This window comes from Hydrogenophaga sp. T66, assembly GCF_057219855.1.
Map to the genome: position 1 here is coordinate 318,800 of NZ_JBXVVX010000001.1, position 21,231 is coordinate 340,030.

The window sequence follows — 21,231 nt, forward strand, 5'->3', positions numbered from 1 at the left end:
TCAGCTCTTGAGGAACAGCCGGTACACCGGGTTCTGCGTTTCCTCGACGTACGGGTAGCCCAGCGTGTCGAGAAACTTGTCGAAGGCCTTGCCGTCCTTGGCCGGCACCTGCAGCCCCACCAGGATCCGCCCGTAATCGGCTCCCTGGTTGCGGTAGTGGAACAGGCTGATGTTCCATCCCGGGCGCATCAGGCTCAGGAACTTGAGCAGGGCGCCCGGCCGTTCCGGGAACACGAAACGCAGCAGCCGTTCGTCCTGCGCCAGCGGGGAGTGGCCGCCGACCATGTGGCGGATGTGTTCCTGCGCCAGGTCGTCGTGGGTGAGGTCCAGGGTCTCAAACCCGTGGCGCCTGAGGTTGGCGGCGATCTTGCCCGACTCGCCTTTGCCGTGCGTGGTGATGCCCACGAAGACATGCGCCTGGCTGCCATCGTGGATGCGGTAATTGAACTCGGTGACGTTGCGCGGTCCGCCCGGCAGCTGCCCGATGGTTTCGCAGAAGCGGCGGAAGCTGCCGCGCTCCTCGGGGATCGTCACCGCGAACAGCGCCTCCCGCTCTTCGCCCACCTCGGCGCGCTCGGCCACGAAGCGCAGCCGGTCGAAGTTCATGTTGGCGCCACACAAGATGGCCGCGTAGGTTTCGCCTTTGGTCTTGTGTTGCGCCACGTACTGCTTGATGGCGGCAACCGCCAGCGCCCCGGCCGGCTCGACGATGCTGCGGGTGTCCACGAAGATGTCCTTGATCGCGGCGCACACCGCGTCGGTGTCGACGCGCACGAACTCATCCACCAGCCCGCTGGCCACCCGGAAGGTTTCCTCGCCCACCAGTTTCACCGCGGTGCCATCGGAAAACAGGCCAACGTCGCCCAGCGTGACGCGCTCGCCTTGCGCGACCGAACGGATCATCGCGTCCGAGTCGGCCATCTGCACACCGATGACCCGGATATCCGGCCGCACCGCCTTGATGTAGTTGGCCACCCCGCTGACCAGCCCGCCGCCGCCGATGGCCACGAACACCGCGTCCAGACGGTCGCTGCCCAGGCTCTGCAGCTGGCGCAGCATCTCCATGGCGATCGTGCCCTGGCCGGCGATGACGTCCGGATCGTCGAAGGGATGCACGAAAGTCAGCCCTTGCTTTTTCTGCAACTGCAGGGCGTGGGCGTGGGCGTCCGAGTAACTGTCGCCGTGAAGCACCACCTCGCCGCCGAAGCCGCGCACTGCCTCGATCTTCACCTGCGGCGTCGTGGTCGGCATCACGATCACGGCGCGGATGCCCAGCTTGCGCGCACTCAGCGCCACGCCTTGCGCGTGGTTGCCGGCCGACGCGCAGATCACGCCGCGCTGGAGTTGCTCGGCGCTGAGATGGGCCATCTTGTTGTAGGCACCACGCAGTTTGAAGCTGAACACCGGCTGCTGATCTTCCCGTTTCAGCAGCACCGTGTTGTGCAACCGGCGGCTGAGCTGGCGCGCCGGCTCCAGCGGCGACTCCACCGCCACGTCGTACACCCGGGCGGTCAGGATCTTTTTGAGGTAGTCGGCGGGCGTCAGCGCGGACGGGGCGCGCTTGGCCGGGCGCGGGGCGGGGCGGGCGGAGGCGGTCATGCGCCCGATTATCGGGGGGCGAAAAAAAGCCCGGGCTGGGGTTCCAGTCCGGGCTTGAATCCACCCGTGGAGGGTAGAGGAGACAACCGTCAATACAATGGTGCGATTGTACCGAGCGCATGCTGCATTGCAACAACCCTGCGCCCGGATCCCGCTCCCTTTTTTAGAGTGGCCTCCCCAGCGGTGGGGCCGCGCAGACGAACGGAACCCCACATGGAATGCACCGTCAGCTGGACCGGCGCTGCCGGCACCCGGTCCCCCATGGGCTTTGTGGCCGAAACCGGCAGCGGCCACGTGTTGGTCATGGACGGCGCGCCCGATCCCGCCCGCCCGGAAAACGGCGGCGCCAATCTCGCGCCACGGCCCATGGAGACCGTGCTGGCCGGCACGGGTGGCTGCACTGCCTACGACGTGGTGCTGATTTTGAAGCGCGGCCGCCACGATGTGCGCGGCTGCAGCGTCAAGCTCACCGCCGAGCGTGCCGAAACCGACCCCAAGGTGTTCACCCGCATCCACATGCAGTTCACCGTCACCGGCAAAGGCATCCCCCCGGCGGCGGTCGAGCGGGCCATCGCCATGAGTCACGAGAAATACTGCTCGGCCAGCATCATGATGGCCAAAACGGCCGACATCACCACCGGTTTCGATCTCGTCGAAGCCTGAAGTCCCTTCCGCCAGGGCGCCGGTGGTCAGATCCGGTGCGCCACCGTGGTCATCACCTTGGCCGCCGCCCGCATGAGGCCCTTGACCGGGGCCGGCAGTTCGCTCGCACCGGCGTGTTGCGCCTCGCGCGCATGACGCGCTTCGTCATCCTTCATCTGCGCCACGACCGCGCGCGAGGCGTGATCCTGAGCCGGAAGACGATCCAGGTGGCTGGCCAGATGGGCTTCCACCTGACGTTCGGTTTCCACCACAAAACCCAGGCTCACGCCCGGCCCCAGCCGCCCGGCGAGCAAGCCCAGCCCGAACGCCCCCGCGTACCACAGCGGATTCAGCAACGAGGGGCGAGCGCCCAGCGCGTCCAGGCGCTCCTGCGTCCACGCCAGGTGGTCGGTTTCTTCCCGACCGGCCTCTTCGAGCTGCCGGGCCACGGCTTCGTGAGACCGTCCGGGTTGCCGCGCGGCCAGCGCCTGCGCGGTGTACAGCGCTTGCGCGCACACCTCGCCCACGTGATTCACCCGCATCAGCGCTCCCGCCAGCGCGCGGTCGGCGTCGCTCAGGTTCGCGGTCTCGTCGCGTTCGGGCACGGTGGGACAGGGGCGCGAGGCGCGCGGGCGCACAAACAAGGTGCGAAGCGCCGCGTCGGCGGCGGTCAGCCAGGCATCGGCAGGGGAGGTGGGGCGCATCGGTCAAGGGATAGGGGTGCAGAGATGGCACGAATGCTGGCACAAGGAGCCGCGCCGCGCTTGACCTCGGTCAAGCGTCAAAAACTGAAACCGGATTCCTTGGTCTTAAGGGTTAATACGGAGGGCGTCGCAATGGTGCAACAAACGCACCACCGATGGGCCCTTCAAGGGCATACGAGCATGGCCTTCGGGGTGGCTTTCTGATGCAATCCGCGGAGCTTCCTCGCCGGAGGTTGGCCTGAAGGCTTCAGACCTTCAGCCTTTTTTCAACCCTTGGAGAACCTTTTCATGAAAAAGACCCTGATCGCCCTGGCAGCCCTGGCCGCCACCGGCGCCGCCATGGCCCAGTCGTCCGTCACCATCTACGGTGTGGTGGACGTCGGCTACACCAGCGTCAACAACAGCGGCACTGGCACCGACAACACCGGTCTGACCAGCAGCAACATGACCACCAACCGCCTCGGCTTCCGCGGCACCGAAGACCTCGGTGGCGGTCTGAAGGCCAAGTTCCAGGTGGAAACCAGCCTGGCCGCTGACGCGCCGGCCGCTTCGTCGATCGGCGATCGTGGCGCTTGGGTGGGCATCGAGGGTGGCTTCGGTGAAGTCCGTCTGGGCCGTGAGTACACCATGAGCTTCTGGTCCGGCTTCCTGTTCTCGCCCTTCGGCACCGGCGGCGTGGGCAACGGCTATGGCTTCATCATGCGTTCCAACACGCACGGCGCCACCGGCCAGACCAACCAGATCTGGAACAACAACGCCATCACCTACAGCACCCCGCGCATCTCGGGCTTCCAGGCCCACGCCCAGTACGCTCTGGACGAAGTCGCCGCCGTCGGCAACGACGCTGGCAAGAGCACCGGCCTGCGCCTGAACTACACCCAGGGTCCGCTGATGGCCGAGCTGGCCTACAGCACCACCGACGGTGGCGCTACCGTGGCCGCGACCCCGCTGCTGGGTCTGACCACCTCTGCCAAGCACAAGTCGGTGGTGGGCGGTGTGTCCTACAACTTCGGCGTGGCCCGCGTGATGGCCAACTTCGGCCAGGAGAAGGCCAGCGTGCAGGCCACCGGCGCTGCGATCGCCAAGGTCAGCAACTTCGAAATCGGCGCTGTGGCGCCGGTGGGCCCGGGCCGCTTCCGCGTGTCGTACAACCGCACCAAGGTGGACGTGGCCGCCCTGGCGGTGGATCCGCAGGTGAGCAAGTTCGCCGTGGGTTACATCTACGACCTGTCCAAGCGCACCGCTCTGTACGTGACCGTTGCTTCGCAGAAGAACAAGAACGGCGCCGCCTTCACCCTGACCGGCCCGGCCACCACCTCTGCGGTGGACGGTCGCGCCACGGGCTACAACATCGGCATCAGCCACACGTTCTGATCCCGGTGACGCAGGCGCGGCCGACCGCTGCGCCTGACGCCCGAGCGAAACCGGTGCTTCGGCACCGGTTTTTTTTCGTCCCCCATCCGCGGGATCTTGGTCGACCCGCGTTGCGCAGAACCCACAAAAAGCGGTGCTGAATCACGGCTTCTCCGGATCAACCCTAGCTTTGCCGCCGCCCGCCGCTAAGATCACTCCGTCGTTTTCATCAACCCGCAACTTGTTTGTGGATATTTAAAGGAAGACTCAATGAAAAAGTCCCTGATCGCCCTGGCCGTGATGGCCGCCTCCGGCGCCGCGATGGCCCAGTCCAGCGTGTCCGTGTACGGTCTGGTTGACATCTGGCTGGGTTCCAGCAAGGCCGAAACCTCCGTGGGTGGCGTGGTCGGTTCCGCCCGCGAAACCGTGCTGAACAGCCAAGGCTTCAACACCAGCCGCATCGGCTTCAAGGGCACCGAAGACCTCGGTGGCGGTCTGAAGGCCAACTTCACCATCGAAACCTCGATCAGCCCGGACCAGCCGACCCCGACGTCGCTGGGCAACCGTGTGGCCTCTATCGGCCTGTCCGGCGGTTTCGGCTCGTTTGAGCTGGGCAAGTCGTGGACCCCGTACGACGACACCCGTGCGATGGCCAACGACACCTTCAACGCCAACATCGCTTCGTCGTTCTCGACCTGGCTGGCGTACGAAGACAACCCGAACAACCAGATCCGCTACAACACCCCGTCGTTCGGCGGCTTCACCGCTTCGGCGGCCTACGCCTTCGGCGAAGACAAGAACACCGCGGGCGCCATCGGTGCCAGCAGCATCACCTCGCTGAGCCTGAACTACGCCAACGGCCCGATCGTGGCTGGTGTCGCTCACCAGATCGAGAACGACAAGGGCGCCCTGGTGGACTCCACCGGCCTGCGCACCGTGCCGTCCAACGGCAAAGCCACCTACACCCTGATCAACGGTTCTTACGACCTGGGCGTGGCCAAGCTGATCGGCGGCTACAACCAGGTGAAGGTCACCGAAGTGGGCGTGGCTGGCAACGCCAAGGCCAACGAGTTCAACATCGGTGCTGACGCCCCCCTGGGCGCCAACCTGGCTGTTGGCGTGGGCTACTCGCAGTCCAAGGTGAAGGTGAACGGCGTGTCCGCGTTCAAGACCACCGGCTACAGCGCCGCCCTGAAGTACAACCTGTCCAAGCGCACCTTCGCCTACGCTGCCCTGACGCAGACCAAGCTGAAGGACGCCGCCAGCACCGACTACGTCAAGTCCAACCTGTACGCCGTCGGCCTGCAGCACTCCTTCTAATCGGTTTCCACCGTTTAGCTGCTGAGTCAAAAGCCACCCGGTTCGCCGGGTGGCTTTTTTCATGGCGGGGCGTTTTTCGCCCTCTGCTCCCTCGGCGTCAGCGTGCGCTGGACGGAGGGGTTGTATTGGCCGGAGCGGACGCGGCGGCCGGTGTCGGGCTGGCGGGTTTTTTGGCCGGCGCCGCGGTGGCTGGGGCGGGGCCGTAGGCTTGGCCGTTCACGGTCAGGCCGGCGGCGGACAGTTTCTGGGCGCGGGCGTCGCCGATGCCTTTGACGCGGGCTTTCAGGTCGGCCCAGTCCTTGAAGGGTTTGTTCTGGCGCTGGGCGATGATGGCGCTGGAGGTGCTGGGGCCGATGCCGGCGACGGCGTCGAGGTCGGCGGCACTGGCTTTGTTGGCATCCGCCGCGGTCGCGACGCTGCAAAGGGCGGTGAGGGTCAGGGCGGTCAGCGTGCGTCGCAGGTGGGTGGTCAGATTCATGGTTTTCCTCCGAAGTGGTGTGACAGGATGAAACGCGCGGCAGAATGCCGGCGCGCGTGGCGTGCGGCGATGCCAGTGGATGGTCTGGCCGACGCGGGCGCGACTCTAGGCGGCACCAAGGAGCACAGGATGCGGGGGTATCGGGCGGGCAAGGAAGGCGCCGGGACGTCGACACCATGGCGGCGGGCGGCGGTGATGACCATGGCCGCCGCGATGCTGGGCTGTGCGGCGCCACCGCCGTCGCTGGATCTGCCGGGTTGGACGGGTGAACACCTGCTGACGCCACCGGGTCTGGGCTGGCAGACGCTGCCGATGCCGGGCAAGCGCTGGGCGCCGTATGAGGTGGCGACGGTGGCGGGCGAGCCGGCGTTGCGGGTGAAAGCCGACCGATCGGTGAGCATCCTGCGCCAGCGCTTCGAGCCGCCGCTGACCGCGCCGGGCACATTGACCTTCCGCTGGCGGGCGGACCATCTGCCGCTGGACGGCGATCTGGCCGACGCAGCCCGCACGGACTCGCCGGTGGGCGTGGTGCTGGCGTTTGAGGGTGATCGACGGACCTGGCCGGCTCGGGCCCACCGCCTGAGTGAGCTGACCCGTCTGGTCACGGGCGAAGAGCTGCCGTACGCCACGCTAGCCTATGTCTGGAGCGAGCATCACCCCGTTGGCACGGTGATCAGCAACCCGCGCACGGACCGCATCCGCAAGTTGGTGGTCGACAGCGGGCGGACGCACCTGGGCCAATGGCGGGAGCACCGCCGTGACGTGCAGGCCGATTTCCGGCGGGCCTTTGGCGAAGCGCCCGGCCCCTTGCGCGGCGTGGCTTTCATGACCGACACGGACAACACGCAAAGCCGGCTGACCGCGTGGTACGGCGGTCTCTCGCTGTCGCCGGCGGTCGACTGAGTGCCGCCGCCGGGCTCGATGCCGCCTTCATCACGGAACCCTCACCCGCTTGCCGGTTCAACCCACCATGGCACCCGCTCCCCGACTGAAGGTTCACGGCCGCGCCTTCGCCCAGATCGCGGCCTACCACCCCGAGCTCACCGCGCTGCGCCGCGAGCTGCACGCGCATCCCGAGCTGGGCTTTGAGGAGCACTACACCGCGCGCCGCGTGGTGGAGTCGCTCAAGGTGTGCGGGGTGGACGCCATCCACACCGGCATCGGCAAGACCGGCGTGGTCGCGACGATCCGCGGGCGTCAGGACACCACCGGCCGCCTGATTGGTTTGCGCGCCGACATGGATGCGCTGGCAATGACCGAGCACAACGAATTTGCCTGGAAGTCCACGCGCCCGGGGCTGATGCATGGCTGCGGCCACGACGGTCACACCACGATGCTCATCGGCGCGGCCCGCTACCTCGCCGAGACCCGGCATTTCGACGGGACCGCGGTGCTGATCTTTCAGCCCGGCGAGGAAGGTTTCGCCGGGGCCAAGGCCATGATCGACGACGGCCTGTTCGAGCGCTTTCCGGTGTCGTCGGTGTTTGCCATGCACAACTGGCCCCTGATGCGGCCCGGGACGGTCGGCGTCAACCCGGGGCCGATGATGGCCTCCGCCGATCGGGTGACCATCGAAATCACCGGCAAAGGCGGCCACGGCGCGCATCCGTACCAGACGGTCGACCCGGTGCTGGTGGCGGCGCACATCATCACGGCGGTCCAGAGCATCGTGTCGCGCAACGTGAGGGCCATCGACAGCGCGGTGATCAGCCTGTGTGCCATGCAGGCGGGCGACCTCGGGGCGTTCAGCGTGATCCCCGGCAAAGCGACGCTGGTGGGCACGGTACGCACCTTCAACCCCGCGGTGCAGGCGATGGTCGAGCGCCGGCTGCACGAGGTGTGTTCGGGCGTGGCACTCGGGCTGGGCGCCACCGCGCAGCTCAAGTACGAGCGGATCTACCCGGCCACGATCAACACCCGCGACGAGGCGCGTTTTGCGGCCGACGTGGCGCAGCGCCTGGTCGGCCATGAGCACGTGGACCGTGCGATGGACCCAAGCATGGGGGCCGAGGATTTCTCCTTCATGCTGCAGGTCAAGCCCGGCGCCTACCTGCGTCTCGGGCAGGGCGCGGACAACGGCGTGGGCAGCTGCGTGTTGCACAACAGCCGTTACGACTTCAACGACGAAGTGTTGCCGCTGGGCGCGGCGCTGCACGCCAGCCTGATCGAACACGCGCTGCCGCTTCCCGCGGCCTGAGCGCCGCCCGTCGCGCGCGGGTGGTCGCCGCGGCTCAGGCGTAGCGTTTGCTTCGCAGGTTGTTCTTCATCTCCTTGAGCAGCGGCTGCAGCCGTTCGCCGCCGATGCGCAGGGCCATGCACGTGGCCAGGATGTCGATGATGGTCAGGTGCAGCAGCCGCGAGGTCATGGGGCTGTAGCGGTCGTAGCCTTCTGGGTGGTCGGCGGCGAGGTGGATGTGGCTGATGCGCGCCAGCGGCGACCCGCTGGCCGTCACCCCGATCACCGTGGCGCCGTGCTGGCGGGCGATGTCCGCCGCGTCCATCAGATCGCGCGTGCGGCCCGAATTGGAGACGATGACCACGCAGTCGCCCGCGCCCAGCAGCGAGGCACTCATCACCTGCATGTGGCCGTCGCTGTAGGCCACGGTGTTGATGCCGAGGCGGAAGAACTTGTGCTGCGCGTCCTGCGCCACGATGCCCGAGTTGCCGACACCGAAGAACTCAATCCGGCCGCGCGCGCGGTACGAGGCCATCAGCGCATCGACCGCGCACTCGATGGCGTGGGTGGAGGCGTCGTTGCGGTACTTCAGGAAAGCCGCCACGGTGTTGTCGATCACCTTCACCAGCACGTCGCCGGTCTTGTCGTCGGCGTCCACGCTGCGGTGGATGAACGGCACGCCCTCACTCACCGTGCCGGCGAGCTTGAGCTTGAAGTCGGACAGGCCGTCGTAGCCCATGCTGCGGCAGAACCGCACGACCGTCGGCTTGCTCACGCCGGCGCGCGCGGCGAGCTCGGTGACCGGCAGGCTGGCGAAGGCGCGCGGGTCGCGCAGCACCAGCGCGCCCACGCGCTGCTCGGCCGGCGCCAGCGAAGGCAGGGAAGCCGTGATGCGGTCGAGCATGGCGCGTTACCCCCAGGGTGACAAAGGCGGAATTTTATTTCGCTGGCCGTGCCGATAATCGCGGCATGAACCAGCTCGACGCCCTCAAACAGTTCACCACCGTGGTGGCCGACACCGGCGACTTCCACCAGCTCGCTGCCTTCGCCCCGCGCGATGCCACCACCAACCCCTCGCTCATCCTCAAGGCGGTGCAAAAGCCCGATTACGCGCCGCTGCTGGCGGAGGCGATCGCGCGCCACGGCACCGCGGACAAGGTCGAGCTGATGAATCGCTTGCTCGTGCGGTTCGGCGTGGAAATCCTGCGCCACATCCCCGGTCGGGTGTCCACCGAAGTCGACGCGCGCCTGAGTTTTGACACCGACGCCACGGTCGAGCGCGCGCGCCGCTTGATCGCGCTGTACGCCGCCGAGGGCGTGGCGCGGGAGCGGGTGCTGATCAAGATCGCCGCCACCTGGGAAGGCATCCGCGCGGCAGAGCGCCTGGAGCGCGATGGCATCCGCACCAACCTCACCTTGCTGTTCTCCTTCTGCCAGGCCGTGGCGTGCGGGCAGGCCAAGGTGCAGCTCATTTCCCCCTTTGTGGGACGCATCTACGATTGGTACAAGAAGCAGGCTGGTGCGTCCTGGGACGAGGCCGCCATGGCCGGCGCCCACGACCCCGGCGTGAAGTCGGTCCGCGCCATCTACCACTTCTACAAGAGGTACGGCATCGCCACCGAAGTCATGGGCGCGAGCTTCCGCAACGTGGGTCAGATCACCGCGCTGGCGGGTTGCGACCTGCTGACCATCAGTCCCGATCTGCTGGCCCAGCTGGCGGCCAGCGACGCGCCGCTGCAGCGCGCGCTCGATCCCCAGGCCGCCCGCGCACTCGACATCCCGGCGATCGCCTACGACGAAGCCGGCTTCCGCTTCGCGCTCAACGAGGACGCCATGGCCACCGAAAAACTGGCCGAAGGCATCCGCGCCTTCGTGGCGGACACGATCAAGCTGGAAGCCATGATGGTGTGAGCCGGCGGCCGCCGGCCCGACCGGCCCCCAAGAAAAAAGCCCCGCGATCACTCGCGGGGCTTTTTCTTGGGGCGTGTCGATGGACGCCCAAACGCCACATCGACGCCGCCAGCGGCGCCAGGCCAAGGCAAGGGCGCAGACAGTGGCATCGCCACGGCAAGCCCTTGCAACGCCGGCATGGCGTCGCTGGCAAGGGGCCATTACATGCCCATGCCGCCCATGTCGCCCATGCCACCCATGCCGCCGGCCGGGGCAGGTGCCTCGTCCTTCGGGGCCTCGGCGACCATGCACTCGGTGGTCAGCATCAGCGACGACACGGACGCGGCGTTCTGCAGCGCGGTGCGGGTGACCTTGGTGGGATCCAGGATGCCCATCTCGATCATGTCGCCGTAGGTGTCGTTGGCGGCGTTGAAGCCGTAGTTGCCCTTGCCGTTCAGCACGGCGTTGATCACCACGCTCGGCTCGCCACCGGCGTTGAACACGATCTCGCGCAGCGGGGCTTCGATCGCCTTGAGCACCAGCTTGATGCCGGCGTCCTGGTCGGCATTGGCGCCCTTGATCTCGCCAGCGGCCTGACGGGCACGCAGCAGGGCCACGCCACCGCCGGGGACGATGCCTTCTTCCACCGCGGCGCGGGTGGCGTGCAGCGCGTCTTCCACGCGGGCCTTCTTCTCCTTCATCTCGACTTCGGTGGCGGCACCGACCTTGATGACGGCCACGCCGCCGGCCAGCTTGGCCACGCGCTCCTGCAGCTTCTCGCGGTCGTAGTCGCTGGTGGCTTCTTCGATCTGGATGCGGATCTGCTTGACGCGGGCTTCGATGTCCGCGGCAGCGCCGGCGCCGTCGATGATGGTGGTGTTTTCCTTGGCGACTTCGATGCGCTTGGCCTGGCCCAGGTCGGCCAGGGTCACCTTCTCCAGCGTCAGGCCCACTTCTTCAGCGATCACCTTGCCGCCGGTCAGGATGGCGATGTCTTCCAGCATGGCCTTGCGGCGGTCGCCGAAGCCCGGGGCCTTCACGGCGACGACCTTCAGGATGCCGCGGATGGTGTTGACCACCAGCGTGGCCAGGGCTTCGCCTTCGACGTCTTCGGCAATGATCAGCAGCGGACGGCCGGCCTTGGCCACCTGCTCGAGCACCGGCAGCAGGTCGCGGATGTTGCTGATCTTCTTGTCGAACAGCAGCACGAACGGGTTGTCCAGCAGCGCGGCCTGCTTGTCGGGGTTGTTGATGAAGTAGGGCGACAGATAGCCGCGGTCAAACTGCATGCCTTCCACGACATCCAGCTCGTTCTGCAGCGATTTGCCGTCTTCCACGGTGATCACGCCTTCTTTGCCGACTTTGTCCATGGCTTCGGCAATGATGTTGCCGATCGAGTCGTCGGAGTTGGCGGAGATGGTGCCGACCTGGGCGATCTCTTTGCTGGTGGTGGTCGGCTTGCTGATCTTCTTCAGTTCGTCGATCAGGGCGATCACGGCCTTGTCGATGCCGCGCTTGAGGTCCATCGGGTTCATGCCGGCGGCCACGTACTTCATGCCTTCGCGCACGATGGCCTGGGCCAGCACGGTGGCGGTGGTGGTGCCGTCACCGGCGTTGTCGCTGGTCTTGGAAGCGACTTCCTTGACCATCTGGGCGCCCATGTTCTGGAGCTTGTCCTTCAGCTCGATTTCCTTGGCCACGGACACGCCGTCCTTGGTCACGGTCGGGGCGCCGAAGGAGCGCTCGAGCACCACGTTGCGGCCTTTCGGGCCCAGGGTGACCTTGACCGCGTTGGCCAGGATGTTCACGCCTTCGACCATGCGGGCGCGGGCTTCGCCGCCGAAAATGACGTCTTTTGCTGCCATGTTGATTTCTCCGATTCAGTCAATGGGGGGGTGAGGGGGGAGAAGGATCACTTCTCGACGACCGCGAACAGGTCGTCTTCCTTCATGACCAGCAGCTCGTCGCCGTCGACTTTGACGGTCTGGCCGCTGTACTTGCCAAACAGCACACGGTCACCGACCTTGACGGTCAGGGCCTTGGTTTCGCCTTTGTCGTTCGTCTTGCCCGGGCCGACGGCCAGCACCTCGCCCTGGTCGGGCTTCTCGGCGGCGGCGTCGGGGATGACGATGCCGGAGGCGGTCTTGGTTTCGCTGTCAATGCGCTTGACGATCACGCGATCGGCGAGAGGACGAAGTTTCATTGCATCTCCTGAAATGGATGGGGGTGAAGCGGTGCATGGCGCCCGTCGGGCGCCCGGCGCGCCGGTGCGGTGTTAGCACTCAACGCTGGCGAGTGCTAATCATAAGGGCGCGCGGGCGGCTTTTCAAGCCGGCAGTCGATGTCAACCGGGCGACTTTTGCGGGGGGTTTACCCCAGTGGCCCTGCATGGTTAGTTTGCTAACAATGCGCGCTCACCCACCGGGGCCGGTACCGCCGGCCGGACGCGATCCATGAGCACTGACTACATCCTCGAAACACGGGACCTGACCCGCGAGTTCAAAGGGTTTGTCGCGGTTGACCGCGTCAACCTGCGCGTGCGCCGCGGGTCGATCCATGCCCTGATCGGCCCGAACGGCGCCGGCAAGACGACCGTGTTCAACCTGCTGACCAAGTTTCTGCCGGTCAGCGCCGGGCAGATCTTCTACAAGGGTCAGGACATCACGCCGCTGAAAGCCGCCGACGTGGCCCGCGACGGCATGGTCCGCTCGTTTCAGATTTCCGCCGTGTTCCCGCACCTGACGGTGCTGGAGAACGTGCGGATCGGGCTGCAGCGCCAGCTGGGCACGAGTTTTCACTTCTGGAAGCCGGAATCCAGCCTGTACCGCCTCAACGACCGCGCGCGCGAGTTGCTGGAGCAGGTGGATCTGGGCAGCTTCGCCGACACGGTGACCGTCAACCTGCCCTATGGCCGCAAGCGGGCGCTGGAGATCGCCACGACGCTGGCGCTTGATCCCGAGCTGATGCTGCTGGACGAGCCCACACAGGGCATGGGCCACGAGGACGTGGGGCGGGTGGTGGAGCTGATTCGCAAGGTCGCCGCCAACCGCACCGTGCTGATGGTGGAACACAACATGAACGTGGTGGCCAACCTGTCGGACACGATCACGGTGTTGTCGCGCGGCAGTGTGCTGGCCGAGGGCCCGTACGACACGGTGTCGAAAGATCCGCGCGTGCTGGAAGCCTACGTGGGATCGACCGAGGAGACCGCCGCATGAGTGAGCCCCTGCTGAAGGTCGCGAACCTCGACGCCTGGTACGGCGAATCGCACATCCTGCACGGTGTCAACTTCGAACTCCACGAGGGCGAGCTGATCACGCTGCTGGGCCGCAACGGCGCGGGCCGCAGCACCACGATCAAGTCGATTCTGGGCCTGGTGGGCAAGCGCACCGGCTCGATCCGCATCGGCGGCGTCGAGACGATCGCGATGCCGACGAACCGCATTGCCCGGCTCGGCCTGGGCTACTGCCCGGAAGAGCGCGGCATCTTCTCGTCGCTGAGCTGCGAAGAAAACCTGATGCTGCCGCCCACCATCGGCCCGGGTGGTCTGAGCGTGGACGAGATCTACGAGATGTTTCCCAACCTGAAGGAGCGTCGCCACAGCCAGGGCACGCGCCTGTCGGGCGGTGAACAGCAGATGCTGGCGATGGCGCGCATCCTGCGCTCGGGCGCGAAGGTGCTGCTGCTCGATGAAATCACCGAGGGCCTGGCGCCGGTGATCGTGCAGACGCTGGGCCGCGTGATCCGCGCGCTCAAGGCCAAGGGCCTGACCATCATCCTGGTGGAGCAAAACTTCCGCTTCGCCGCCCCGCTGGCCGACCGCCATTACGTGATGGAGCATGGCCAGATCGTGGCCACGGTCGAAAAACACGAACTCGAGAGCAAGGCAGCGATGCTGCACGAGTACCTGGGCGTCTGACGCATCGGCGTCGGCCCTTCATTCACCCAAGGAGACACGCATGAAACGCAAACTGATCGCCACCGCCATTGCCGCCGTGCTCGCCGGCAGCGCTTCCCTCGCCACCGCCCAGCAGGGCAAGCTCTCGGGCGACGCCGTGAAGATCGGCGTGCTGACCGACATGTCCGGCCTGTACGCCGACTACGGCGGCCCCGGCGCCGTGGCCGCTGCACGTCTGGCCGTGCAGGACTTCGGCGGCAAGATGTTCGGCAAGGACATCGTGGTCGTGAACGCCGACCACCAGAACAAGCCCGACGTCGCCAAGAACGTGGCGCAGCAGTGGTTTGACCGCGAGGGCGTGGACATCTCCGTGGAGAACCTGAACTCCGCGGTGGCCCTGACGGTGCAGGCGCTGGCCAAGGAAAAGAACAAGATCACCATCACCACCGGCGCGGCCACCGCCCGCCTGACCAACGAAGACTGCGCCCCGGCCAACGGCATCCACTACCTGATGGACACCATCGCGCTGTCCAACGTGGTGGGCAAGGCCATCGTGAAGGACGGCGGCGACAGCTGGTACTTCCTGACCGCCGACTACGCCTTCGGCCATTCCCTGGAGAAGGACACCAGCGAAGTGGTCCGCTCTTCGGGCGGTAAGGTCAATGGCGCCGTGCGGCACCCGCTGGGCACCAGCGACTTCTCGTCCTTCCTGCTGCAGGCCCAGACCTCGGGCGCCAAGGTGGTTGGCCTGGCCAACGCCGGTGGCGACACGGTCAACAGCATCAAGGCCGCCGCCGAGTTCGGCATCACCCGCCGCCAGAACCTGGCCGCGCTGCTGATGCTGGTGACCGACGTGCACGCCATCGGCCTGAACACGGCGCAAGGCCTGTACCTGACCGAGGGCTGGTACTGGGATCTGAACGCCGAAACCCGCGCCTGGTCGGACAAGTTCAGCAAGGTCATGAACGGCCGCAAGCCGAACTCCAACCACGCTTCCGTCTACTCCGCCACCATGCACTACCTCAAGGCCGTGCAGGCCGCCGGCACCGACGACACGGCAGCGGTGATGGCCAAGATGAAGGAAATGCCGATCAACGACATGTTCGCCAAGGGCGGCAAGATCCGCGAGGACGGCCGCATGGTCCACGACATGTACCTCTTCCAGGTCAAGAAGCCGTCGGAATCCAAGGGCACTTGGGACTACTACCACCTGCGCGGCACGGTCAAGGGCGACGACGCCTTCCAGTCGCTGGCGCAGAGCCGCTGCCCCGGCATCAAGAAGTGAACCCGCGCCGGCGTAAGCCGGCGTGACGCCTCCGGGCAACCGGGCGGGCCACGCCGTGGCCCGCCCCCAACCGTCGTACTCGCATGGATCAAATCTTCGGCGTGCCGGTGCAGGCCTTCATGGGGCAACTCATGCTGGGCCTGGTGAACGGCTCTTTTTACGCGATCCTCTCGCTGGGCCTGGCCGTGATCTTCGGCATGCTCAACATCGTGAACTTCGCGCATGGCGCGCTCTACATGGTGGGCGCGTTCTTCGCGTGGATGCTGCTCAACTACGCCGGCCTGAATTACTGGTTCGCGCTGCTGCTGGCGCCGCTGGCGGTGGGGCTGATCGGCGTGATCATCGAGAAGACCATGCTGCGCTGGCTGCACGGGCTGGATCACCTCTACGGGCTGCTGCTGACTTTCGGTCTGGCGCTGCTGCTGGAGGGTCTGTTCCGCGAGTTCTACGGCTCGTCCGGGCAACCGTACGAACTGCCCGAGGTGTTCCGCGGTGGTTTTGACCTGGGCTTCATGTTCCTTCCCAAGTACCGTGCCTGGGTGGTGTTCGCGTCGATCTTCCTGTGCCTCGCGGTCTGGTACGTGATCGAGAAGACGAAGCTCGGTGCCTACCTGCGTGCCGGCACCGAGAACCCCAACCTCGTCAAGGCGTTTGGCATCAATGTGCCGCTGATGGTGACGCTGACCTACGCGTTTGGTGTCGCGCTCGCCGGCCTGGCCGGCGTGATGGCCGCGCCGATCTATCAGGTCAGCCCGCTCATGGGCTCCAACATCATCATCATCGTGTTCGCGGTGGTGGTGATTGGTGGCATGGGGTCAATCCTGGGTTCGATCATCACCGGGCTGGCGCTCGGTCTCGTCGAGGGCCTGACCAAGGTGTTCTACGCCGAACTGTCGTCCACCGTGGTGTTCATCATCATGGTGATCGTGTTGATGGTCCGCCCGGCGGGTCTGTTCGGCCGGGAGAAATGATGTCCACCGCGAACCGTCTAGTTTTTGCTGCGCTGGTGCTGGCGCTGCTCGTGGCTCCTTTCGTGGGCTACCCCATCTTCCTGATGAAGGTGCTGTGCTTCGCCTTGTTTGCCAGCGCATTCAACCTGCTGATCGGCTTCACCGGCCTGCTCAGCTTCGGCCACGCCATGTTTTTCGGCTTCGCCGCCTATGTGTCGGGCCACGCCGCGAAGGTGTGGGGCCTCACGCCCGAACTGGCGATCCTCAGCGGCACGGCCAGCGCGGCGGTGATCGCCGTGGTCACGGGCTGGCTGGCGGTGCGCCGCCAGGGCATCTACTTTGCGATGGTCACGCTGGCGCTGGCCCAGATGATCTATTTCATCTGTGTGCAGGCCCCGTTCACCTACGCCGAAGACGGCATCCAGAGCATCCCGCGCGGCGCGCTGTTCGGGGTGATCGACCTGAGCAGCGACACGCGCATGTACTACCTGGTGGCGGCGATCTTCCTGATCGGCTTCGCGCTGATCTACCGGATCATTCACTCGCCGTTCGGGCAGGTGCTCAAGTCGGTGCGTGAGAACGAGGCGCGCGCGCTGTCGCTGGGCTACCACGTGGACCGCTACAAGCTGATGGCCTTCGTGCTGTCGGGCACCATCGCGGGCCTGGCCGGCGCGACCAAGTCGATCGCCTTCGGCATTGCGACGCTGACCGACGTGAGCTGGCAGATGTCGGGCGAGGTGGTGCTGATGACGCTGCTCGGTGGCATGGGCACCATCCTCGGGCCGTCGGTGGGCGCGGCGATCATCGTGACGATGCAGAACTACCTGGCCGACCTGGGTTCGATGGTGTCGATCATCATGGGCGCGACCTTCGTGGTGTGCGTGCTGCTGTTCCGCCGCGGCATCGTCGGCGAGATCGAGTACCGGCTGGGCAAACGCTCCAGCTGACGGCCGGGCGCTGACGCGCCCGCCGCGACCCCCGCCGGCGGCGATCCGCTGCGCGATCCTTCAGAAGTGGGCGAGGTAGCCGCCGTCCACCGCCAGCGTGTGGCCGGTGACGTAGCTCGCCGCGTCGCTCGCCAGAAAGACCGCCGCCCCGGCGATTTCCGGTGGCGATCCCCACCGGCCGAGCGAGGTCCGCCGCGCGAGCCAGTCGGCCACGGCCGGGTCGGACGTCATGGCGGCGTTGGCCTCGGTGGCGAAGTAACCGGGCGCAATCGCATTCACGCGCACCCCCTGCGGCCCCCATTCCGCCGCCAGCGCGCGGGTCATCGCGTCCAGCGCGCCCTTGGCGGTGGTGTAGGCGGCGTCGCCCGCGCGGGCGATGGGCCCGGCGATGGAGGTCACGTTGATCAGGCTGCCGCGCCGCGCCGCGAGCGCGGGCGCCGCCTCGCGGGCGAGGTGCCAGGCCGCCACCAGGTTGATGTCGAGCACCTCGCGCAGCGCCTGCGCCGGCAGTTCGGCCAGCGGCGCGCGCCGGCGCTGGCCCACGTTGTTGACCAGCACGTCCAGCCCGCCGTCCTCGCGCACGACCCGCTGCACCGCGGCGGTCGCCGCGGCGGCGTCGGTGATGTCCAGCGGCAGCGGCCGCGCGCTCGGCCCGAGCGCGGCGGCGAGTTCGTCCAGCCGGGCGAGATCCCGGCCAACCAGCCAGACGCGCGCGCCCTGGGCGACGAAGGCGGTGGCGATCGCCGCGCCCAGGCCGCGCCCGGCGCCGGTCACGAGCGCCACGCGCCCGTGCAGGTCGAACAGCGTCGAGGGGTTTGCGGCGGCGGGGTGGGGCGTGGGCAACGGCGGGTTCATGGGCGCCGGATTATCCGGCCGGCGCCGGTGCCGGCGCCACAGCTCAGGCCGTCAGTTCGGCCATCGCCGAGGCGGGAAACGCGAGGTCTGGCTCGGATTCGTCGGCCGGCAGCGTGAAATAGAAGGTGCAGCCTTCGCCGGGCGCGGTGTCGCACCAGATGCGGCCACCATGGCGTTCGATGATCCGTTGGGTGAGCGCCAGGCCGGTGCCCAGCCCGTCGAAATCCATCGAGTGGTGTTGCCGCTGGAACATCACAAACAGGTTGTGCGCTTTCTGCAGGTCGAAGCCGGCGCCGTTGTCGCGCACGAAGAACATCCGCCCGCCCAGCGGGTTGATTTCCCAGCCGAGCTCGATGCGGGCGTCCTCGGTCTTGCGGGTGTACTTGGCGGCGTTGTCGAGCAGGGCGGTGAACGCCTGGGCCAGCATCATCGGGTCGCCCTTGACCGTGGGCAGCTCCTCGTCGATGACCCACTCGATCTGCCGACCGGCGTTTTCGTGGCGCAGGTGGGCCAGCACGCCGTGCACCAGCGGCGCCAGCGGCACGGTCTGCGGCTGGAAGGCCACGCGGCCCAGCCGCGCGTATTCCAGCAGGCCTTCGAGCATCGAACCCATGCGCTTGCCGGCCTTGCCGATCAGGTCGAGGTATTGCAGCGCGGTCGCGTCGCCCGAGCCTTCCTGCAGGTGTTCCTGCAGCAGGCTGACGAAGCTGCTGATGTGCCGCAGCGGGGCGCGCAGGTCGTGGGAGACCATGTGGGAGAACACGTCGAGGTCTTTGTTGGCCGCCACCAGCTGTTGCGTCCGCTCGGCCACGCGCTTTTCCAGTTCGCGGTTGAGGTCGTTCATCACGTCCTCCAGGCTCTTGGCGGCCGTCATGTCGCGCGTGATGCTCGACAGGCCTTGCAACGCGCCCTGCTCGTTGCGCAGCGCGGTCAGCACCGTGTGGGCCCAGAAGCGGCTGCCGTCGGCGCGCCAGCGCCAGCCGCGCGTCTCCCACTGCCCGTTGGACTTGGCCAGGCGCAGCACCTGCGCCGGGTCGGTCTCGTTCAGACCGCTGTCGAGGTCGCAGATCAGGTCGGCGTAGGGGCGGCCGACCATCTGGGCCTTCAGGTGGCCGTGCAGGCGCTGCGCGCTCTCGGTCCACTCGGTCACGATGCCGCGCTCGTCGATGAAGTACACGCAGTAGTCCTGGATCGCGTCGACCATCAGGCGGTAGCGCTGCTCGCTCGCGAAGAGGGCGGCGGTGCGCTCGCGCACGCGTTCTTCCAGATCGTGGTTGGCGTGCAGCACCAGCTCTTCCGTGCGCCGGCGTTCGCTGATGTCGTGCAGCTCGATGAAGAAGCCCTGCACATCGTGGTCGCGCACGTCGGGGATGTAATGCACCTCGTAATACCGCACCGTGCCGTTCACATCGGCCCGCGCCGCTTCGAAGGTGCAGCCTTCGCCGGCCAGGGTGGACAGCACACGCGGCAGGATTTCCTGCATCACCTCCGGCCGCACGATCTCGTTCATCGGGCGCCCGATCAGCGCCGCCGGCTCCTGGCCGTAGGCCTGCGCATGAGCGCGGTTGGCGAAGCGGCAGATCAGGTCGCGGTCGTAGTAGGCCAGCCGCGCCGGGATGCGGTCGGCGATGCTGCGCAGCAGGCTGTCGGGGGCCACGACGGGGGTGGCGGCATCCGGGCTGCGGTCGTTGTCCATGGCGGGGCCTCCGGGTCTCTCAAGCAGGTCGCATTCGTTCACACCCGGTGTATCGGTCGGCCCACTGGAAAATTCAGCGCTTTTCGGTCCCCCGACCGCGGGACAGGCCCGAAAAAAAGCCCCGCGCTGCACAGCGGCGGGGCTTTTCATTGATGTGAGTGGCCGCTTCTGGAAGGGCCTCGAGGGCGCTCAGAGACCGGCGGCGGCCTTCAGCGCGTCTGCTTTGTCGGTGCGCTCCCAGGTGAATTCCGGCTCCTCGCGGCCGAAGTGGCCGTAGGCCGCGGTCTTTTGGTAGATCGGGCGCAGCAGGTCGAGCATCTGGATGATGCCCTTCGGACGCAGGTCGAAATGGGCCTCCACCAGCTTGGCGATCTCGGCGTCGGGGATCACGCCGGTGCCTTCGGTGTAGACGGTCACGTTCATCGGCTTGGCCACGCCGATGGCGTAGGCCACCTGCACCTGGCACTGGCGCGCGAGGCCGGCGGCCACCACGTTCTTCGCCACGTAACGCGCGGCGTAGGCGGCCGAGCGGTCCACCTTCGACGGGTCCTTGCCGGAGAACGCGCCGCCGCCGTGCGGGCAGGCGCCGCCGTAGGTGTCGACGATGATCTTGCGCCCGGTCAGGCCGCAGTCGCCCTGGGGACCGCCGATGACGAAACGGCCGGTCGGGTTGATCAGGTAGCGGGTGTTCTGCAGCCACTCTTTGGGCAGCACCGGCTTGATGATTTCTTCGATGACGGCCTCGTTGAACTCGGGCTTCATCTTGTCGCCCAGGCTCCACTCGGGCGCGTGCTGCGTGGACAGCACCACGGTGTCGATGCTGTGCGGCTTGCCATCGACATAGCGCATGGTCACCTGGCTTTTCGCGTCGGGGCGCAGGAAGGGCAGGCGGCCGTCCTTGCGCAGCTGCGCCTGCCGCTCGACGAGCCGGTGGGCGTAGTAGATCGGCGCGGGCATCAGCACCGGGGTCTCATCGCAGGCATAACCAAACATGAGGCCCTGGTCGCCAGCGCCGATGTTGAGGTAGTCGTCGGAGGCGTGGTCCACGCCCTGGGCGATGTCGTTGGACTGCTTGTCGTAGCAGACCATCACCGCGCAGCCCTTGTAGTCGATGCCGTACTCGGTGTTGTCGTAGCCGATGCGCTTGATGGTGTCGCGCGCCACCTGGATGTAGTCCACGTGGGCGTTGGTCGTGATCTCGCCGGCGAGCACGACCAGACCGGTGTTGGTCAGCGTCTCGGCGGCCACGCGGCTGCGCGGGTCCTGGGTGAAGATCGCGTCGAGGATCGCGTCGGAGATCTGGTCGGCCACCTTGTCGGGGTGTCCTTCGGAGACCGATTCGGACGTGAAGAGAAAGTCGTTCGCCATGTCTTTAAACTCCTGCGGTGTCGGGGTGGATCGGCGTTGCCGGTCTTGCAGAAGTCGGCGAACGCTTTAG

At 66.9% G+C, this 21,231-nt stretch carries 20 protein-coding genes; 11 read left to right on the plus strand and 9 right to left on the minus strand.

Translation table 11 applies throughout. The features are described from left to right. Nucleotides 1-1,599: a threonine ammonia-lyase, biosynthetic gene (gene ilvA / locus AC2D80_RS01480; RefSeq protein WP_484631206.1), complete on the minus strand. Its 1,599-nt coding sequence runs from the start codon at nt 1,597-1,599 to the stop codon at nt 1-3. 213 nt (nt 1,600-1,812) lie between these two features. Here ilvA and AC2D80_RS01485 point away from each other — a divergent pair, with 213 nt between their 5' ends. Then, nucleotides 1,813-2,262 carry an OsmC family protein gene (locus AC2D80_RS01485; protein WP_484631207.1) on the plus strand — a complete coding sequence of 150 codons (450 nt, stop codon included), beginning with the start codon at nt 1,813-1,815 and terminating at the stop codon, nt 2,260-2,262. Nucleotides 2,263-2,288: 26 nt separating this feature from the next. Here the strand turns inward: AC2D80_RS01485 and coq7 are convergent, their stop codons facing one another. Then, nucleotides 2,289-2,945, minus strand: a complete 657-nt coding sequence (gene coq7, locus AC2D80_RS01490) for a 2-polyprenyl-3-methyl-6-methoxy-1,4-benzoquinone monooxygenase (RefSeq protein WP_484631208.1) — start codon at nt 2,943-2,945, stop codon at nt 2,289-2,291. Nucleotides 2,946-3,233: 288 nt separating this feature from the next. Here coq7 and AC2D80_RS01495 point away from each other — a divergent pair, with 288 nt between their 5' ends. Both AC2D80_RS01495 and AC2D80_RS01500 read left to right on the plus strand, forming a co-directional pair. Continuing rightward, the gene (locus AC2D80_RS01495) at nt 3,234-4,319 is read left to right on the plus strand and encodes a porin (RefSeq protein ID WP_484631209.1); all 1,086 of its coding nucleotides are present in this window, start codon (nt 3,234-3,236) and stop codon (nt 4,317-4,319) included. A 249-nt stretch (nt 4,320-4,568) separates the two neighbouring features. Next, on the plus strand, nt 4,569-5,618 hold the full coding sequence (locus tag AC2D80_RS01500; RefSeq protein WP_484631210.1) for a porin: 1,050 nt from the start codon (nt 4,569-4,571) through the stop codon (nt 5,616-5,618). Nucleotides 5,619-5,715: 97 nt separating this feature from the next. Here AC2D80_RS01500 and AC2D80_RS01505 read toward each other — a convergent pair whose 3' ends face one another. Further along, nucleotides 5,716-6,096, minus strand: a complete 381-nt coding sequence (locus tag AC2D80_RS01505) for a ComEA family DNA-binding protein (RefSeq protein ID WP_484631211.1) — start codon at nt 6,094-6,096, stop codon at nt 5,716-5,718. A gap of 201 nt (nt 6,097-6,297) precedes the next feature. Here AC2D80_RS01505 and AC2D80_RS01510 point away from each other — a divergent pair, with 201 nt between their 5' ends. Both AC2D80_RS01510 and AC2D80_RS01515 read left to right on the plus strand, forming a co-directional pair. Beyond that, on the plus strand, nt 6,298-6,999 hold the full coding sequence (locus AC2D80_RS01510) for a DUF3047 domain-containing protein (protein ID WP_484631212.1): 702 nt from the start codon (nt 6,298-6,300) through the stop codon (nt 6,997-6,999). Between the two features lie 67 nt (nt 7,000-7,066). Further along, entirely contained in the window at nt 7,067-8,293 is a 1,227-nt protein-coding gene (locus AC2D80_RS01515; RefSeq protein ID WP_484631213.1) for a M20 aminoacylase family protein, read from the plus strand. Nucleotides 8,294-8,327: 34 nt separating this feature from the next. Here AC2D80_RS01515 and AC2D80_RS01520 read toward each other — a convergent pair whose 3' ends face one another. Beyond that, nucleotides 8,328-9,176 carry a MurR/RpiR family transcriptional regulator gene (locus AC2D80_RS01520; protein ID WP_484631214.1) on the minus strand — a complete coding sequence of 283 codons (849 nt, stop codon included), beginning with the start codon at nt 9,174-9,176 and terminating at the stop codon, nt 8,328-8,330. A gap of 65 nt (nt 9,177-9,241) precedes the next feature. On the opposite strand from AC2D80_RS01520, the gene tal reads away from it, so the two are divergent. Then, the gene (gene tal, locus AC2D80_RS01525) at nt 9,242-10,183 is read left to right on the plus strand and encodes a transaldolase (RefSeq protein WP_484631215.1); all 942 of its coding nucleotides are present in this window, start codon (nt 9,242-9,244) and stop codon (nt 10,181-10,183) included. Nucleotides 10,184-10,383: 200 nt separating this feature from the next. On the opposite strand, the gene groL is transcribed toward tal, so the two are convergent. After that, nucleotides 10,384-12,027 carry a chaperonin GroEL gene (gene groL / locus AC2D80_RS01530; protein ID WP_484631216.1) on the minus strand — a complete coding sequence of 548 codons (1,644 nt, stop codon included), beginning with the start codon at nt 12,025-12,027 and terminating at the stop codon, nt 10,384-10,386. Between the two features lie 47 nt (nt 12,028-12,074). Next, complete coding sequence (gene groES, locus AC2D80_RS01535; RefSeq protein ID WP_086122008.1) at nt 12,075-12,365, minus strand: co-chaperone GroES; 291 nt, start codon at nt 12,363-12,365, stop codon at nt 12,075-12,077. A gap of 250 nt (nt 12,366-12,615) precedes the next feature. On the opposite strand from groES, the gene AC2D80_RS01540 reads away from it, so the two are divergent. From AC2D80_RS01540 to AC2D80_RS01560, 5 genes are all read left to right on the plus strand, one after another. Continuing rightward, nucleotides 12,616-13,380, plus strand: a complete 765-nt coding sequence (locus AC2D80_RS01540; RefSeq protein WP_484631217.1) for an ABC transporter ATP-binding protein — start codon at nt 12,616-12,618, stop codon at nt 13,378-13,380. Continuing rightward, complete coding sequence (locus AC2D80_RS01545; RefSeq protein ID WP_484631218.1) at nt 13,377-14,081, plus strand: ABC transporter ATP-binding protein; 705 nt, start codon at nt 13,377-13,379, stop codon at nt 14,079-14,081. The genes AC2D80_RS01540 and AC2D80_RS01545 overlap by 4 nt, the downstream gene beginning before the upstream one ends. A 40-nt stretch (nt 14,082-14,121) precedes the next feature. Then, a complete protein-coding gene (locus AC2D80_RS01550; protein WP_484631219.1) occupies nt 14,122-15,345 on the plus strand; it encodes an ABC transporter substrate-binding protein in 1,224 nt (407 codons plus the stop codon). A gap of 83 nt (nt 15,346-15,428) precedes the next feature. Further along, nucleotides 15,429-16,316 (plus strand): branched-chain amino acid ABC transporter permease, encoded by an 888-nt coding sequence (locus tag AC2D80_RS01555; protein WP_484631220.1) that lies wholly within the window; start codon nt 15,429-15,431, stop codon nt 16,314-16,316. Beyond that, on the plus strand, nt 16,313-17,242 hold the full coding sequence (locus tag AC2D80_RS01560; RefSeq protein WP_484631221.1) for a branched-chain amino acid ABC transporter permease: 930 nt from the start codon (nt 16,313-16,315) through the stop codon (nt 17,240-17,242). Before AC2D80_RS01555 ends, AC2D80_RS01560 begins: the two co-directional genes overlap by 4 nt. 60 nt (nt 17,243-17,302) lie before the next feature. On the opposite strand, the gene AC2D80_RS01565 is transcribed toward AC2D80_RS01560, so the two are convergent. The 3 genes from AC2D80_RS01565 to metK all read right to left on the minus strand — a co-directional run bounded on the left by AC2D80_RS01565 (nt 17,303) and on the right by metK (nt 21,161). Further along, nucleotides 17,303-18,097, minus strand: a complete 795-nt coding sequence (locus AC2D80_RS01565) for an SDR family oxidoreductase (protein ID WP_484631222.1) — start codon at nt 18,095-18,097, stop codon at nt 17,303-17,305. A gap of 43 nt (nt 18,098-18,140) precedes the next feature. Further along, nucleotides 18,141-19,793, minus strand: a complete 1,653-nt coding sequence (locus AC2D80_RS01570; protein ID WP_484631223.1) for a sensor histidine kinase — start codon at nt 19,791-19,793, stop codon at nt 18,141-18,143. A 189-nt stretch (nt 19,794-19,982) separates the two neighbouring features. Beyond that, nucleotides 19,983-21,161, minus strand: a complete 1,179-nt coding sequence (gene metK, locus AC2D80_RS01575; RefSeq protein WP_484631224.1) for a methionine adenosyltransferase — start codon at nt 21,159-21,161, stop codon at nt 19,983-19,985. Between the last annotated feature and the right edge of the window lie 70 nt (nt 21,162-21,231).